The organism is Micromonospora sp. Utrum1 (assembly GCF_057197805.1).
Genome location: NZ_CM170071.1, coordinates 6854561 through 6870434, shown reverse-complemented (window position 1 = coordinate 6870434; position 15874 = coordinate 6854561). Strand labels below are relative to the sequence as shown.

Sequence of the window (15874 nt, the reverse complement as noted above, 5' to 3'; positions counted from 1 at the left end):
GTCCCTTTCGGGGGTAATATCGGGAAAATCTGGCGGAGTGGCGTCGCGGCCTGCGCGCCGCACCGTCGCGGGCGCCGTTCCCGGGCGGTGCGACAATGCCCGTCGTGACCGGCGACCACTACTTCACCCCTGAGCCCACGACGGCCGCGCGGCCGCGCGAGGTCGAGTTCTCCGTCGCCGGGCGCGACTACACCCTCACCTCGGCCACCGGGGTCTTCTCCGCCGACCGGCTCGACCCCGGCACGGCGGTGCTACTGCGCAAGGCCGAGCTGCCGGCCGGCGACGTCAGCGGTGCCCTGCTCGACATCGGCTGCGGCTTCGGCCCGATCACCTGCGTACTGGCCACCACCGCGCCGGCCGCCCCCGTCTGGGCGGTCGACGTCAACCAGCGCGCCCGCGAACTCACCGCCGCCAACGCCGCCCGGGTCGGGGCCGCCGAGCGGGTCCGGGTCGTCGCGCCGGACGGCGTACCGGCCGACGTCTCCTTCGCCCAGATCTGGTCCAACCCGCCGATCCACATCGGCAAGGGGGAACTGCACGACCTGCTGCTGCGCTGGCTGCCCCGGCTCACCCCGGACGGGGTGGCCTGGCTGGTCGTCGCGCGGCACCTCGGCGGGGACTCGCTGCACCGCTGGCTGGTCGAGCAGGGCTGGCAGGTCGAGCGGCACGCCAGCCAGAAGGGCTACCGGGTGCTCCGGGTCACCCGGTAATCGGGTGTCGCCCGTGCCCGCCCCTCGGGCAGGATGCCCGCGTGGGATACGTGGACGTGGCAGGGGTCGGGCACATTCTCCCGGACGGCCGGGAGCTCTTCGCCGAGGTGTCGTTCCGGGTCGGTGAGGGCGCCAAGGTGGCGCTCGTCGGCCCCAACGGCGCCGGCAAGACCACGCTGCTGCGCATGGTCGCCGGCGACCTGCCGGTGAAGACCGGCGCCGTCGCCCGCGCCGGTGGGCTCGGCGTGATGCGCCAGTTCATCGGCATGATCGGGGACGAGTCGACCCTCGCCGACATGGCGCTGTCGCTCGCCCCGCCGGCGCTGCGCGACGCCGGCCACCGTCTCGCCGAGACCGAGGCGGCCATGCGGGCGGCCGAGGTCCGCGGCAAGTACAGCAGCGCCGCCGGCAAGGCCCAGCTCGCGTACGCCGACGCGCTGGCCGCCTGGGGCGAGGTCGGCGGGTACGACGCCGAGGTGCTCTTCGACACCGTCGCCACCATCGTCCTCGACCTGCCCTGGGACGCCGCCCGGGACCGCCCGGTGCGGACCCTCTCCGGCGGCCAGCAGAAGCGGTTCGCGCTGGAACTGCTGCTCCGCGGCCCGGACGAGGTGCTCCTCCTCGACGAGCCGGACAACTTCCTCGACGTGCCCGGCAAGCGCTGGCTGGAGGCCCGGCTGCGCGAATCCGGCAAGTCGGTGCTCTACGTCTCGCACGACCGGGAGCTGCTGGCCCAGACCGCCGACCGGGTGGTCGCCGTGGAGGGCGGCAGCGCCTGGGTGCACCCGGGCGGCTTCGCCAGCTGGCACGAGGCCCGGGTGGCCCGGCACGCCCGCCTCGACGAGCTGCGCCGCCGCTGGGACGAGGAACACCAGAAGCTGCGCGAGCTGATGCTCATGTACAAGCAGAAGGCCGCGTACAACGACGGGCTGGCCTCCCGCTACCAGGCCGCGCAGACCCGGCTGCGCAAGTTCGAGGAGGCCGGGCCGCCGCCCGTACCCCCGAAGGACCAGGACATCCGGATGCGGCTGACCGGCGGGCGGACCGGCAAGCGCGCGGTGATCGCCGAGGCCCTCGAACTGGACGGCTTGACCTATCCCTTCGACCTGGAACTCTGGTACGGCGACCGGGTCGCGGTGCTCGGCGCGAACGGGACCGGGAAGTCGCACTTCCTGCGCCTGCTCGCCCGCGGCGGCACCGACCCGGACCCGGCCAACACCCCGGTCGACGGCGCGGCGGCCCTCGCCCCCGTCGCGCACGACGGCCAGGTACGCCTCGGCGCCCGGGTCCGCCCCGGCCACTTCTCGCAGACCCACGACCGGCCGGAGCTGATGGCGAAGACGCTGGTCGACATCCTGTGGCGGGGCGACGACCACCGGGCCGGCATGGACCGGCACGCGGCCATGGCGGCGCTGTCCCGGTACGAGCTGGCCGCGCAGGGCGACCAGCGCTTCGGCACCCTCTCCGGCGGCCAGCAGGCGCGCTTCCTGGTGCTGCTGCTGGAGCTGTCCGGGGCGACCCTGCTGCTGCTCGACGAGCCCACCGACAACCTCGACCTGGCCTCCGCCGAGGCCCTCGAAGCGGGGCTGGCCGCGTTCGCCGGGACGGTGGTGGCGGTCACCCACGACCGGTGGTTCACCCGATCCTTCGACCGGTTCGTGCTGTTCCGCGGTGACGGCGAGGTGGTGGAGACCCCGGAGCCGGTCTGGGACGTGCGGTGATCGACGCCGCGCTGGTCGACCGACTCTGCGCGGTCGAGGGCGTGGTCGCGGTGGCGCTCGGCGGCAGCCGGGCCCGGGGCGAGCACCGGCCGGACTCCGACTGGGACCTGGGCCTCTACTACCGGGGTCCGCTGGACGTGGCCGCCCTGCGAACGCTGGCCGGCTCGGTCGCCGACGGCGAGGTGGCGCTCACCGCGCCGGGCGGCTGGGGACCCTGGGTGGACGGCGGCGGCTGGCTGCGCGTCGGCGGGGTGCCGGTGGACTGGATCTACCGCGACCTGGACCGGGTGCACGCGGTCTGGGCGGAGTGCCGGGCCGGCCGCTACACCGTCGGGACGCAGGCCGGGCACCCGCTCGGGTTCTACTCCCACGCGTACGCCGGTGAGGTGGCGCTGGGCCGGGTGCTCGGCGACCCGACCGGGGAGCTGACCGCGCTGCGGGCGCGGGCGCAGGCGTACCCGCCGGCGCTGGGGGAGGCCCTGGTGGCCGGCGGCTGGGAGGCGGGCTTCCTGCTCGACGGGGCGGCCAAGGGCGCGGCCGCCGGCGACGCCGGGTACGTGGCCGGCTGCCTGTTCCGTGTGGTCGGGGTGCTGGTCCAGGCACTGCACGGCCGGGCCGGGCGCTGGCTGGTCAACGAGAAGGGCATGATCGCCTCGGCCGGGCGCCTGCCGGGCGTGCCACCCGACTTCGCGCGGCGGGCGCAGGCGCTGCTCGGCGCGGTGGGGCGTACGCCGGAGGAGTTGGCGCGGACCCTGGCCGACGCCCGGCAGCTGGTGGCCGAGGCGCTCGGCTGAGTGGGCCGGCGGTCAGCGGCATAGGGTGGATCTCGTGACTGAGATGACCTACCGCCGGTTGGGCGACTCCGGGCTCGTGGTGTCCGTCGTCGGCATCGGCTGCAACAACTTCGGCCGCAAGCTCGACCTCGACGGCACCCGCGCGGTGGTGGACGCCGCGCTCGACGCCGGGATCAACTTCTTCGACACCGCCGACATCTACGGTGAGCCGCAGGGCGGCTCCGAGGAACTGCTCGGGCAGGCGCTCAAGGGCCACCGGGACGACGTGGTGGTCGCCACCAAGTTCGGCATGGACATGCACGGGCTGAACGGGCCGGACCACGGTGCCCGGGGGGCCCGCCGCTACATCGCCCGGGCGGTCGAGGCGTCGCTGCGCCGCCTCGGCACCGACCACATCGACCTGTACCAGATGCACGAGCCCGACCCGGGCACCCCGATCGATGAGACCCTCGCCGCGCTGGACGACCTGGTGACCGCCGGCAAGGTGCGCTACCTCGGCAACTCGAACTTCGCCGGCTGGCAGATCGCCGACGCCGACTGGACAGCCTCCTCGCAGGGCCGCACCCGCTTCATCTCCGCGCAGAACCACTACTCGCTGCTGCAGCGGAGCGTGGAGGCCGAGGTGATCCCCGCGTGCGAGCGGTTCGGCCTGGGCATGCTGCCGTTCTTCCCCCTGGCGAACGGCCTGCTCACCGGCAAGTACAAGCGCAACGAGGCCCCGCCCGCCGGCAGCCGGCTCTCCGGCGGCGGCCGGTACGCCGAGCGCCTGGCCGCCGCCGACTGGGACACCATCGAGGCCATCGAGGCGTACGCGGCCGAGCGCGGAATCAGCATGCTCCAGGTGGCCATCGGCGGGCTCGCCGCCCGGCCGGCGGTGACCTCGGTGATCGCCGGTGCCACCACCCCCGAGCAGGTACGCGCCAACGCCGAGGCGGGCACCTGGCAGCCCACCGACGAGGACCTGGACGCCCTCGACGCCCTCCTCTGACCCACCCGCGCCTCCGCTGCCCCGGCACCCTTCCCGGCTGCCGGGGCAGCCTGCTGTCCGGCCCCGCCCTCTCCCCACGCGGGCGAGGGCATCAGGACAGCATGACGTGACGGGGGGATCACCCGCTGTCCCGTCCTCCACCCCGGACGGTCCGTGGGAAATTCCCCACCCGCCCCTTGGCGGATCCGGACGCACGTCGTACGGTAGGCCCGCAAGTGACCCACGGGAGCCCGGTGCCACCGGGCTGAGAGGGGGGCTGGAAGCCCCCGACCGTCGAACCTGATCCGGGTAATGCCGGCGCAGGGAGGAGAGTTGCCGTGCCGTCCCTGGGACGACTGCATCTGATCACCGACACCCGGCCGGGGCGCGACCCGCTCGCCGTGCTGCGTGCCGCCCTGCCGGTGGCCCGCGCCGAGCTGGTCGTCCAGGTCCGGGTGGAGGACGAGGCCACCGACCGGGAGGCGTACGAGCTGGCCCGCCTGGTTGTCGGGCTGTGCCGGCCGTACGGGGCGACCTGCCTGGTCAACGACCGGCTGCACGTCGCGCTGGCGGTGGACGCCGCGGGCGGCCACGTCGGCGCGGAGGACCTGCCGGTGGCGGCCGCCCGCCGGGTGCTCGGCGCCGACGCCGTGCTCGGCGCGACCGCGCGGGAGCCGGGCGGTGCCGCCGCCGCGGTCGCCGCCGGGGCCAGCTACCTGGGCGTGGGCCCCTGCCACGCCACCACCACCAAGGCCGGCCTGCCCGACCCGATCGGCCCCGCCGGGGTACGCGCGGTCACCGGCGCGGTGGACGTGCCGGTGATCGCCATCGGCGGGGTGACCGCCGCGTCGGTGCCGGCGCTGCGGGCGGCCGGGGCGTACGGGGTGGCGGTGGTGGGGGCGATCTCGGCCAGTCCCGATCCGGCACGCACGACCGCCGCGCTGATCGAGGCCCTGACGTGCTGACCCGACCGGACGTCGCCATCGTGGGGGCGGGACCGGTCGGGCTGGCGATCGCGTGGCGGTGCGCGTCGCGTGGGCTGCGCGTGGTGGTGCACGACCCCGCCCCGGGGACCGGGGCCTCGCACGTCGCCGCCGGGATGCTCTCCCCGGTCGCCGAGGCGTACTTCGGCGAGCACGAGCTGACCGGGCTGCTCGCCGACTCCGCCGCCCGCTGGCCCCGCTTCGCCGTCGACCTGGCCGAGGCGGCCGGAGCGGAGGTCGGGTATCGCGCCGACGGGACCCTGGTGGTCGGGCTCACCGCCGACGACCTGGCCGAGGCGCGGCGGCTCTGGTCGTACCAGCAGGGGTTGGGGCTGCCGATCACGCCGCTGCGCCCCTCCGAGCTGCGTGACCGCGAGCCGGCGCTCGCCCCGCGGGTGCGCGGCGGCGCGGTCGCCCCCGGCGACCACCAGGTCGACCCGCGCCGGCTGGTCGTCGCGCTGCGGGCGGCGGCCGAGCGGGCCGGCGCGGTGCTGCGCCCGGCCCGGGTCGGCGCGCTGTCCGAGGTGGACGCCGGGGTCACCGTGGTCGCGGCCGGCTGCGGCGCCGCCGCGCTGACCGGGCTGCCGGTCCGGCCGGTCAAGGGCCAGGTGCTCCGGCTCCGCGCGCCCGGTCGCGGCGCGCCGGACTTCCGGCACGTGATCCGGGGGTACGCCGACGGCGAGTCGATCTATCTGGTGCCCCGGGACAGCGGGGAGGTGGTGGTCGGGGCGACCGTCGAGGAGCGCGCCGACACCGAGGCCACCGCCGGCGGGGTGCTCCGGCTGCTCCGCGCCGCCGTCGACCTGGTCCCGGAGCTGGCCGAGTACGACCTGGTCGAGGCGACCGCCGGGCTGCGCCCCGGCACGCCGGACAACGCGCCGATCATCGGGCCGCTGCCCGGCCGGCCCGGCGTGCTCGTGGCCACCGGGCACCACCGGCACGGCATCGTGCTCACCCCGGTCACCGCCGACCTGGTCACCGAGCTGATCGTCACCGGCGAGCCGGACCCGCTGCTCGCCCCCTTCACCCCGGACCGGTTCGGGAAGGAGCCCAGGTGGAACTGATCGTCAACGGAGCGGGCCGGGACCTGCCCGGCGGTGCGACCGTCGCCGACGTGGTCCGCGCGGTCACCGCGCAGGAGCGCGGCCTGGCGGTCGCGGTGAACGGCGAGGTGGTGCCGCGCGGCGGCTGGTCGTCGACCGTGCTGCGCAACGGCGACCGGGTCGAGGTGCTCAGCGCCGCCCAGGGCGGGTGAGCCGGATGTCCTTCGAGATCGGTGGGGTCGGCTTCGGCTCCCGGCTCATCCTCGGCACCGGTGGCGCGGCCAACCTGCACGTGCTGGAGCAGGCGATCCGCGCCTCCGGCACCGAGCTGGTCACCCTGGCGCTACGCCGGGTGGACACCGCCCCGGGCGCCGCCGGCGGCCTGCTCGACCTGCTGGACCGGTGCGGCGTACGGCTGCTGCCGAACACGGCCGGCTGCTACACCGCGTCCGAGGCCGTGAAGGTGGCGCAGCTGGCCCGGGAGGCGTTCGACACCGACTGGGTGAAGCTGGAGGTGATCGGCGACGAGCGCACGCTGCTGCCCGACGGGGTGGAGCTGCTGCGCGCCGCCGAGGAGCTGGTGGCCGACGGGTTCACCGTGCTGCCGTACACCTCGGACGATCCCATCCTGGCCCGGCGGCTGGCCGACGTGGGCTGCGCGGCGGTGATGCCGGCCGGCGCGCCGATCGGCTCGGGGCTGGGCGTGAGCAACCCGCACCACATCCGGCTGATCCGGCAGAGCGTGGACGTGCCGGTGATCCTCGACGCCGGGATCGGCACCGCCTCCGACGCCGCGCTGGCCATGGAGCTGGGCTGCGACGCCGTGCTGCTGGCCAGCGCGGTCACCCGGGCCGCCGATCCGGTGGCGATGGCCACCGCCATGCGGCACGCCGTCGAGGCGGGCCGGCTGGCCTACGGGGCGGGCCGGATCGCCCGCCGCTTCCACGCCCTCGCCTCCACTCCCGACGAGGGAAGGCCGGACCTGTGACCCCGCCGCTCGGCATCGGGAGCGCGGTCCGCTCCGCGGATCCTGGCGGGAGAGGGCCCCACTCGGGCACTGCCGTGCCGTCGGGCGTGGTGCTGCTCACCGACCGGTGGCAGGCGCGGCGCCCCCTGACCGAGGTCGTCGAGGCGGCCGTGGCCGGGGGAGTGCGCTGGGTGGTGCTGCGGGAGAAGGACCTGTCCCGGGCCGAGCGCGCCGCCCTGGCCGCCGAGCTGCGCGCGATCCTCGCCGACGCCGGCGGCAGGCTGATCGTCGCCGGGCCCGACCCGCTCGACGGCGACGCCGTCCACCTGCCGGCCGCCGGCCCGTACCCGCCGCCGGTTGTCGGGCTGGTCGGCCGCTCCTGCCATGACGCCACGGAGCTGGTCCGACTCACCACCGAGGACTACGTGACGCTCTCGCCGGTCTTCCCGACGAGGAGCAAGCCCGGCTACGGGCCACCCCTGCACCCCGACGGGCTGCGCGAGCTGGTCGCGGCCAGCCCGGTGCCGGTGCTCGCACTCGGCGGCATCGGGACCCCGGAACAGACCCGGGCGTGCGTAGCGGCAGGAGCGGCCGGCGTGGCGGTGCTCGGCGCGATCATGCGCGCCGAGGACCCCACCGAGCTCGCCGCCACGCTCACAGCGGCCCACGAAGCGGCTGGTCGGGCCGGGCACGGTCGGCCGCAGCCCCCAACCGCAACCACCGAGGAAAACCAGTGACGCCGAAGACCATCCTCACCATCGCCGGATCCGACTCCAGCGGCGGCGCCGGCATCCAGGCCGACCTCAAGGTCTTCGCCGCCCTCGGCGCGTACGGGACCAGCGTGATCACCGCGGTCACCGCGCAGAACACCCGCGGCGTGGACGCCGTCCTGCCACTGCCCCCGCAGACCGTGCGCGACCAGCTCGACAGCGTGCTCGGCGACTTCGACGTGCGCGCCGTGAAGACCGGCATGCTCGGCACCCCGCCGGCCGCCGACGCGGTGGCCGAGGCAGCGGCGGCGGGCCGGCTGCCCCGCCTGGTCGTCGACCCGGTGCTGGTCGCCACCAGCGGGCACCGGCTCGGCGTGGTCACGGCGGTCGAGCGGCTGCTCCCGTACGCCGAGGTGGCGACGCCGAACTGCGCGGAGGCCGCGGCCCTCACCGGACGCCCGGTGACCACGGTCGAGGAGATGGTCGCGGCGGCCGAGGCGCTGGCGGCCGGCGGCCCGGCGCACGTGGTGGTGACCGGCGGCGACGTGGACGCGGACGGCGAGTCGGTGGACGTGCTGGCCGGTCGTGGGTCGACCACGCTGCTGCGCGCGCCCCGGGTGCCGACCCGGCACAACCACGGCACCGGCTGCTCGTTCTCGGCGGCGATCGCCGTCCGGCTGGCGGCGGGCGACCCGGTGCCGGTCGCGGTGGCCGCCGCCAAGGAGTACGTGACCCGCGCGCTGACCGGCGCGCGGGACTGGGAGCTGGGCGCGGGACGCGGCCCGCTGGACCACTTCGGCTGGTCCGCTTGAGCGACAGGGAGGCTGTCATGCACGCACGTCGCAAGGTCTACGTCGAGGGGTCACGGCCGGACATCCGGGTGCCGTTCGCCGAGGTGGAGCTGACCGGGGACAATCCACCGGTCCGGCTCTACGACACCTCCGGCCCCGGCTCGGAACCGGAGGTGGGACTGCCGCCGCTGCGCGGGCCGTGGATCGCCGCCCGCGGGGACGTCGCCCCCGTGCGCGGCGCCGGCACCCCGCTGGCCGGCGTCGCGGCGAAGCGGCCGACCCAGCTCGGGTACGCCCGGGCCGGGATCGTCACGCCGGAGATGGAGTTCGTGGCGATCCGGGAGGGGGTCGCGCCGGAGTTCGTCCGGGACGAGATCGCGGCCGGGCGGGCGGTGCTGCCGCTCAACGTCAACCACCCGGAGTGCGAACCGGCGATCATCGGCAAGGCGTTCCTGGTCAAGGTCAACGCCAACATCGGCACCTCGGCGGTGACCTCCTCGGTCGCCGAGGAGGTGGAGAAGCTGACCTGGGCCACCCGGTGGGGTGCGGACACCGTGATGGACCTGTCCACCGGTAAGCGGATCCACGAGACGCGCGAGGCGATCGTGCGGAACTCGCCGGTGCCGATCGGCACCGTGCCGATCTACCAGGCGCTGGAGAAGGTCGGCGGCGACCCGGTGAAGCTGAGCTGGGAGGTGTTCCGCGAGACCGTGGTCGAGCAGGCCGAGCAGGGCGTCGACTACATGACCGTGCACGCCGGGGTGCTGCTGCCGTACGTGCCGCTGGCGGTGGACCGGGTGACCGGGATCGTCTCCCGGGGCGGCTCGATCATGGCGGCGTGGTGCCTGGCGCACCACGAGGAGAACTTCCTCTACACCCACTTCGAGGAGCTGTGCGCGCTGCTCGCCCGCTACGACGTGACCTTCTCGCTCGGTGACGGGCTGCGGCCGGGCTCGATCGCGGACGCCAACGACGAGGCGCAGTTCGCCGAGCTGCGCACCCTGGGTGAGCTGACGAAGGTCGCCTGGGCGCACGACGTCCAGGTGATGATCGAGGGCCCGGGGCACGTGCCGATGCACAAGATCAAGGAGAACGTGGACCTCCAGCAGGAGTGGTGCCACGAGGCCCCGTTCTACACGCTCGGCCCGCTGACCACCGACATCGCGCCCGCGTACGACCACATCACCTCGGCGATCGGCGCCGCGATGATCGGCATGTTCGGCACCGCGATGCTCTGTTACGTCACCCCGAAGGAGCACCTCGGACTGCCGGACCGGGACGACGTGAAGGCGGGCGTGATCGCCTACAAGATCGCGGCGCACGCGGCCGACCTGGCGAAGGGGCACCCGGGGGCGCAGGCCTGGGACGACGCGCTCTCGAAGGCCCGGTTCGAGTTCCGCTGGGAGGACCAGTTCAACCTGGCGCTGGACCCGGAGACCGCCCGGTCGTACCACGACGCGACGCTCCCGGCCGAGCCGGCAAAGACCGCCCACTTCTGCTCGATGTGCGGGCCGAAGTTCTGCTCCATGAAGATCACGCAGGAGTTGAAGGACTACGCGGCGCGCGGCATGAAGGACAAGTCCGAGGAGTTCGTGGCCGGCGGCTCCCGGGTCTACCTGCCGCTGGCCTGAGCGCCGCCGGGGGCCGGGCCGCTGGTCGACCCGGCCCCCGCGGGCTCAGTCGCGGTGGTGCCGGCCGGTACGCAGCGACCGGGCGTCGTCCGCGTTGTCGTCCGAGGCGAGGCCGGCGACCCAGTCGACGAACTCCTCGTCCTGCGCCGCGAGCGGCTCGGACTCGCGGTCGGCCTCGCCGGGCTCGCCACCCTTGCCCCGGTTACGCCGGAACAGGCCGCGCCGGGCCTTGCCCTTCCCGCCGGCCGCATCGGGGGCCTCGTCGGCCTCGGACACGTCGGCGTGCCGGCCGCCAGGTGCCTTCTCCGGGGCCGGACCGTCCCAGGCCGGGAGGACCGGGCCGGTGGTTTCGGGGGCCTGGCCGGCCGGGCCGGTGGTTTCCGGGGCCTGACCGGCCGATCCGGTGGCTTCCGCGGCGCGGCCGGTGAGGCCGGTGGCCTCCGGAGCCGGACCGGTGGTTTCCGGAGCCCGGCCGGCGGGCGACGGGGCGGTCGGCCCGGCGGGGCGGGCGTTGGCGAGGGCGTCCCAGCCGGTGCTCCGGCCCAGGTCGGGCAGGGCCCGGTGCCGGGGGCGCGGCGCCGGCTCGGGCCGGGTGGCCTCGGGAGTCCGGGTGCCGGCGCGGTCGCCGTCCGGGCCGGCGGTCGGGCCGCCCGGTTCGGCCGGCTCGGTGCCGCCGCGCGGGGTGACCGGCCAGTTCGGGGCGGGGGCGATCGGCCAGGCCGGCCGGACGTTGCCCGGGGTCACGTCCTCGAAGATGGGGATTCGCGGCCGGGGCGACGCCGGGGGCTCGGGCAGGTCGGCCGGCGCCGGCTCGGGGGCGAAGAAGAAGTTGCGCCGCTCGCCGGCGGCCGGCGTGCTGCCGCCGCTCGGGTCGCCCGCCGGGTCCGCGACCGGCGCCGGAGCGGCCGGGTCCGACGCCTCCGATACCGCTGCTGCCGGCGCGTCGCCCGGAATGTGCTCAGTGGCGGCGGCCGCTGCGGCTGCGGTCACCTGGCCGGCGGGCGGCTTGCTTCCGGCTGCCTCGACGGTGCGCTCGGGCTTGCTTCCGGCTCGCTCGACGGTGCGGTCGGGCTTGCTTCCGGTCTGCTCGACGGTGTGGTCCGGCGTCTGGCCGGCCGGCTCGGCGGTGTGGTCCGGCGTGGTCGCGGCCGCCTCGGCGTCGTCCGATGTGGTGGTGGTCGGCTCGGCGGCGGCCCGGTCCGTGGCGGTCCGGGTGGTGCGCGGCTTGCGGGCGGGCTTGGCGCGGCCGGCCGGAGGCGGGGCGGACTCGACGGCCACTGCCTCCGCCGCACTCGCCGGGGATGTGCTGTCCGCCGGTTGTGCTGTGGAGGGCGTGTCGTCCACCGCCCGGGCGGTGGGGAGGGCACCGGTGCGCCGCCGGGCCTTCGAGGGTGCGTCGTCCGCCGAACTGGTCGTCCGGAGCGCATCGTCGAGCGCCTCGGCCTTCGCGGGCACGCCGTCCGCCGAGCGCGTCGTCGGGGACGCCGCATCCGCCGGCTGGGCCGCCGGTGCGGTGGTCCGGCTCCGCCGGGATCGCGTCGTCCGCGTCGGGGCCGCCTCCGTGGCCGGCCCGGCGGGGGTTGTCTCCGACACCTCGAGTTCCGCCGCCGCCGTCCGATCCCGCGTCGGTTCCGGGCCTGCCGTCCGGTCCCGTGTCGGGGCGGGGGCGACGGGCGGGGCTTCGGTCCGGTCGGTCGTCGGGGTGCGCCCGGCGTGCGATGCGGCCGGGTGCGCGGGCTCCGTCGTCGTGGTGGGACGCGGGACCGGGTCCGGCTCGGCCGGCGGGGTCGGGCGGCCGGCGGCGAGCACGTCGATGGCCGAGGTCCGCCGTCCCGGCGGGAGCGACCCGGGCATCGGCAGGTTCCGGGTCGGCTCCTCGTCGTCCCGCCCGGTGGCCGGCTCGTCCGGCACGGAGTCGCCGAACGCCCATGCGGGCTCCGTGTCCGGTTCCCGCCGATCGGTGTCCTCGGCCGCCCGAGCCCGGTCGGTCGCGATGGGGGAAGATCCCCCGGCCACCGGCTGCGGCGCGTCGAGCCGGTGCCGAGTCGAGCCCGGCCCGGTCGCCGCGGGCTCACCGGCGGGACCCGAGCCGTGCCCCGGGGTCGGCTCGTCCCGGTCCACCGGCGGCTCGACGGCGGGGCGACCGAGGGGCTGGCGGGTGAGTCCGGCCGGCACCGGGGTGAGCCCGCCGGCCTCCGGCCAGTCCCAGTGCGCGGGGCTGGGTGCCCCGGCGGGGCGTACGGTCAGCGGGGCGGCGGGAGCCGGGTCGGCCGGGCCGGGAGTGGCCGGCGACGCCGGCAGCGCCTGGAGGATGTCGGTCGGCTCGATGGCGTCCGGCCCGTCGGCCGTGGTCACGGGTCGGGGCAGGACCGTGGTGGCGGTCGACCCGAGCGCTCCGGCGGCGACCGCGATCAGCGCACCGTAGTAGGGCGCGAGCTGGTAGCGGTCGGCCGCGCTGCCGGGGCCGGCGGTCAGGTAGGCGAAGGCCAGCAGGACCGGGCCGGCCGCCCCGGCCGCGCCGCCGACCAGCGGCAGGTAGCCGGCCCGGCGGGCCAGCGCGCCGACCGCCGCGCCGGCGAGCAGGGCCAGCGTGGGCAGCAGCAGCATGGCCAGGCGCTCGGCCGCGGCCGGGTCCAGCCAGGACGGTTCGAGGACGCCGAGGCGTACGGTGGTCAGCGTGCCGGTGGACGCCACCGACGGTGCGGCGGAGACCAGGGCGAGCAACCAGACGGCCGCGGCGGTGAGCGCGATGCTCCAGCCGAACGGCGGCTTGAGCAGCACGGCGATCGCCGCGCCCGCCCCGACCACCGCGCCGAGGATCGCGCAGATGCCGACCGCCCACACCGGGTCGACGGTGCCGCCCAGCTCGGCGGCGCGGGCCGGCTGCATGCAGAGCGGGGCGACCACGATCGCGCCCAGCGCGCTGACGCCGGCGATGGAGAGCAGCTCGGTGGTGCCGGCCGGGGAAGTGTCCCGGCGGGCGAGGCGTTCGGTGAGGACGGCCCCGGCGACCGTGGCGACCGCGGCGAACCAGCCGACCCAGGCGAGCTGGGCGGGCCACCGGTTGACCGAGCCGTCGACGAACGCGCCGTCGAGGCGTACGACGCCGAAGCCGTACGCAATGCCCAGCTGGCCGGCCCCGGCCAGCACGCTCACCCCGAGTGCAGTGAGCAGCAGCCTGCCCCACGTCCGAAAGGCCATGTCGGGCACGTTACGGCCCGGTGCGGCCGGCCGCTACTTACTCGCCGAGGTTGGTGTCGGCGTGGCTACTTCAACTCGACGAGACGGGCCAGGTACGTGGTGTCGCCGACGTTGGTCAGCATGTGCACGGCGCCCGGGTCGCGGTAGACCACCCCGCCGGTCGGCTCGTCGGCGTCGATCGTGGTGCCGTCGATCGTCTGCACCACGTTCTTCGCGCCCTGGATCGCGACCACCAGGTACGGGTGGTCGTGCCGGTGCAGCGGCTGCCGCTCGCCCGGCTCCAGCCGGATGTGCCAGACGCGCACCTTGTCGTTCTCGAAGACGATCTCCTGGCCCACCGGGCCGAGTTCGAGGTCGGCGGAGAGGTCGGTCATCGTGGTCCGTCCAGTTGGGGGAGCACCTCGGCGGCGATGAGCTCCAAGTGGTCGAGGTCGGCGAAGTCGATAAGACGCAGGTGCACCCGGCCGGCCCCGATCGCGGCGAACTCGCCGAGCCGGTCGACGAGCTGGGCGGGGGAGCCGACCACCGGGTCCTCCGGCGGGAGCGCGCTCTTGACGTGCAGCGGCGCGGCGCGGCGCTGCGCCTCCGCGTCGGTACGCCCGATCGCCACCACGATCCCGGCGGAGAGCACCAGCGGCGCCCGCCCCGAACCGGTGCGCCCGGTCCGGTCGCACGCCTCGCGGACCCGCTCGTACGCGCCGGCCGTCTCGGCGACGGTCTTGAACGGCATGTTGAACTCGTCGGCGTACCGGGCGGCCAGCTCGGGGGTGCGCTTCGGGCCCCGGCCGCCGACGATCACCGGCGGGCCGGGCTGCTGCACCGGCTTGGGTAGCGCGGGCGCGTCGACCAGCCGGTAGTGGTCCCCGGTGAAGCTGTAGGTCTCGCCGGGCGGGGTGCGCCACAGCCCGGTGACGATCTCCAACTGCTCGGCCAGCCGGTCGAACCGCTCGGTGACCGGCGGGAACGGGATGCCGTAGGCGGTGTGCTCGCGCTCGTACCAGCCGGCGCCGATGCCCAGCTCGACACGGCCGCCGCTCATCTGGTCGACCTGGGCGACCATCACGGCCAGCGGTCCGGGCAGCCGGAAGGTGGCCGAGGTGACCAGGGTGCCGAGCCGGATCCGGGAGGTCTCGCGGGCCAGCGCGGCGAGCGTCAGCCAGGCGTCGGTGGGGCCGGGCAGCCCGGGGTCGTCCCCCATCGAGCGGTAGTGGTCGGCCCGGAAGAAGCCTTCGAAGCCGGTCTCCTCGACGAGCCGGGCGAACCGGAGCTGCTCGTCGTAGCTGGCCCCCCGGTGCGGCTCGGTGAAGACCGACACCCGCATGGTCACCGTCCTCCCGCCGTGGCGCCGGCCGGCGTCTCCGGCGTCGCGGCGGCGTCCCGCTCCATCAGTAGTTCGTGCAGCTCGGCGCTGATCCGGGCCACCTCGGCCAGGTGGGCGTGGCGGCCCAGCGTGCGGGGCCGCGGCACGGCGACCTCGACCACCTCACGGATCCGGCCGGGGCGCGGGCTGAGCACGACCACCCGGTCGGCGAGCAGCACCGCCTCGTCGATCGAGTGGGTGACGAAGACGATGGTCGCCTTCGTCTCCATGTGCACCCGCTGGAGTTCGCCGGAGAGTTCCTCCCGGGTGAGCGCGTCGAGTGCGGAGAAGGGTTCGTCCATGAGCATCACCCGGGGCTCGCCGATCAGCGACCGGCAGAGCGCGACCCGCTGCTGCATGCCGCCGGAGAGCTCGTGGGGGAGGCGCTTCTCGAAGCCGGCCAGCCCGGCCATCTCCAGCAGGCCGCGAGCCCGGTCCCGGTGCTTCGCCCGGCTCCAGCCGAAGATCTCCACGGGCAGCAGGACGTTGTCCAGCACCGTGCGCCAGGGCAGCAGCGCCGGCCGCTGGAACAGCATGGCGATGTCCCGGCGGGGCTTCGTGATCGGCGTGCCGGCCACGGTGATCTCGCCCTCGGTCACCGGGAGCAGGCCGGCGATCATGCGGAGCAGCGTGGACTTGCCGCACCCGGAGCGGCCGAGGACGGCGACGAACTCGCCCTCCGCGACGTCGAGGTCGATGCCGCGCAGCGCCTCGACCCGGCCGGAGCGGCCGTCGAAGGTGCGGGACACCCCGGAAAGGCGGATCATCTCCCGCTGCCTCCCTTCCAACGTCGCGAACGCGAGCCGGGCCAGCGTAGCGGGAAGTGGTCCCTATAACACCGTCCGGGGTGGACGGCAGTCTCCTTTCCGTCAGGCAACTTCGTTTCCGTTCCGCAACGCGCACGTCTGCCGGGCGTCATCGGCGTTCTCGTACGCTGTTGCGCGCGAAGAGTCCCCTCACGACGGTCCCGTCGGCCGCCCCTCCCGCCGACACCGT

15 protein-coding genes and 1 riboswitch are annotated in these 15874 nt (G+C 75.6%); of the genes, 11 read left to right on the top strand and 4 right to left on the bottom strand.

What is annotated here, in order from left to right; all coding sequences use genetic code 11:
- Positions 1–104 precede the first annotated feature (104 nt).
- The 11 genes from AC0OLQ_RS32250 (at position 105) to thiC (ending at position 10317) form a co-directional block, all read left to right on the top strand.
- On the top strand, positions 105–710 hold the full coding sequence (locus AC0OLQ_RS32250; protein ID WP_484532495.1) for a class I SAM-dependent methyltransferase: 606 nt from the start codon (positions 105–107) through the stop codon (positions 708–710).
- 41 nt (positions 711–751) lie between these two features.
- Complete coding sequence (locus AC0OLQ_RS32245) at positions 752–2431, top strand: ABC-F family ATP-binding cassette domain-containing protein (protein WP_484529304.1); 1680 nt, start codon at positions 752–754, stop codon at positions 2429–2431.
- On the top strand, positions 2428–3225 hold the full coding sequence (locus AC0OLQ_RS32240) for a nucleotidyltransferase domain-containing protein (protein WP_484529303.1): 798 nt from the start codon (positions 2428–2430) through the stop codon (positions 3223–3225). Before AC0OLQ_RS32245 ends, AC0OLQ_RS32240 begins: the two co-directional genes overlap by 4 nt.
- Before the next feature lie 25 nt (positions 3226–3250).
- Entirely contained in the window at positions 3251–4213 is a 963-nt protein-coding gene (locus tag AC0OLQ_RS32235; protein WP_484529302.1) for an aldo/keto reductase, read from the top strand.
- 212 nt (positions 4214–4425) lie between these two features.
- Positions 4426–4536: riboswitch (TPP riboswitch) on the top strand.
- Positions 4531–5157, top strand: coding sequence for a thiamine phosphate synthase (locus tag AC0OLQ_RS32230; RefSeq protein ID WP_484529301.1), 627 nt, complete (start codon positions 4531–4533; stop codon positions 5155–5157). It overlaps the preceding riboswitch by 6 nt.
- Positions 5151–6239: a glycine oxidase ThiO gene (gene thiO / locus AC0OLQ_RS32225; RefSeq protein ID WP_484529300.1), complete on the top strand. Its 1089-nt coding sequence runs from the start codon at positions 5151–5153 to the stop codon at positions 6237–6239. The genes AC0OLQ_RS32230 and thiO overlap by 7 nt, the downstream gene beginning before the upstream one ends.
- Entirely contained in the window at positions 6230–6430 is a 201-nt protein-coding gene (gene thiS, locus AC0OLQ_RS32220) for a sulfur carrier protein ThiS (RefSeq protein WP_484529299.1), read from the top strand. The genes thiO and thiS overlap by 10 nt, the downstream gene beginning before the upstream one ends.
- Entirely contained in the window at positions 6427–7206 is a 780-nt protein-coding gene (locus AC0OLQ_RS32215) for a thiazole synthase (protein WP_484529298.1), read from the top strand. The genes thiS and AC0OLQ_RS32215 overlap by 4 nt, the downstream gene beginning before the upstream one ends.
- 74 nt (positions 7207–7280) lie before the next feature.
- Positions 7281–7922: a thiamine phosphate synthase gene (locus tag AC0OLQ_RS32210; protein WP_484529297.1), complete on the top strand. Its 642-nt coding sequence runs from the start codon at positions 7281–7283 to the stop codon at positions 7920–7922.
- A complete protein-coding gene (thiD, locus tag AC0OLQ_RS32205; RefSeq protein ID WP_484529296.1) occupies positions 7919–8707 on the top strand; it encodes a bifunctional hydroxymethylpyrimidine kinase/phosphomethylpyrimidine kinase in 789 nt (262 codons plus the stop codon). Before AC0OLQ_RS32210 ends, thiD begins: the two co-directional genes overlap by 4 nt.
- Positions 8708–8724: 17 nt before the next feature.
- Complete coding sequence (thiC, locus tag AC0OLQ_RS32200) at positions 8725–10317, top strand: phosphomethylpyrimidine synthase ThiC (protein WP_484529295.1); 1593 nt, start codon at positions 8725–8727, stop codon at positions 10315–10317.
- Positions 10318–10362: 45 nt separating this feature from the next.
- On the opposite strand, the gene AC0OLQ_RS32195 is transcribed toward thiC, so the two are convergent.
- From AC0OLQ_RS32195 to AC0OLQ_RS32180, 4 genes are all read right to left on the bottom strand, one after another.
- A complete protein-coding gene (locus AC0OLQ_RS32195) occupies positions 10363–13518 on the bottom strand; it encodes a hypothetical protein (protein WP_484529294.1) in 3156 nt (1051 codons plus the stop codon).
- A 65-nt stretch (positions 13519–13583) separates the two neighbouring features.
- Positions 13584–13892: a cupin domain-containing protein gene (locus tag AC0OLQ_RS32190; RefSeq protein WP_148793507.1), complete on the bottom strand. Its 309-nt coding sequence runs from the start codon at positions 13890–13892 to the stop codon at positions 13584–13586.
- Positions 13889–14839 carry an LLM class F420-dependent oxidoreductase gene (locus AC0OLQ_RS32185; protein ID WP_484532494.1) on the bottom strand — a complete coding sequence of 317 codons (951 nt, stop codon included), beginning with the start codon at positions 14837–14839 and terminating at the stop codon, positions 13889–13891. The genes AC0OLQ_RS32190 and AC0OLQ_RS32185 overlap by 4 nt, the downstream gene beginning before the upstream one ends.
- A 2-nt stretch (positions 14840–14841) precedes the next feature.
- A complete protein-coding gene (locus AC0OLQ_RS32180) occupies positions 14842–15645 on the bottom strand; it encodes an ABC transporter ATP-binding protein (protein ID WP_484529293.1) in 804 nt (267 codons plus the stop codon).
- Between the last annotated feature and the right edge of the window lie 229 nt (positions 15646–15874).

Coding starts and splice junctions, on each gene's coding strand:
- thiC (WP_484529295.1), top strand. CDS start 8,725: ATGCACGCACGTCGCAAGGTCTACGTCGAGGGGTCACGGCCGGACATC.
- AC0OLQ_RS32195 (WP_484529294.1), bottom strand. CDS start 13,518: ATGGCCTTTCGGACGTGGGGCAGGCTGCTGCTCACTGCACTCGGGGTG.
- AC0OLQ_RS32190 (WP_148793507.1), bottom strand. CDS start 13,892: ATGACCGACCTCTCCGCCGACCTCGAACTCGGCCCGGTGGGCCAGGAG.
- AC0OLQ_RS32185 (WP_484532494.1), bottom strand. CDS start 14,839: ATGCGGGTGTCGGTCTTCACCGAGCCGCACCGGGGGGCCAGCTACGAC.
- AC0OLQ_RS32180 (WP_484529293.1), bottom strand. CDS start 15,645: ATGATCCGCCTTTCCGGGGTGTCCCGCACCTTCGACGGCCGCTCCGGC.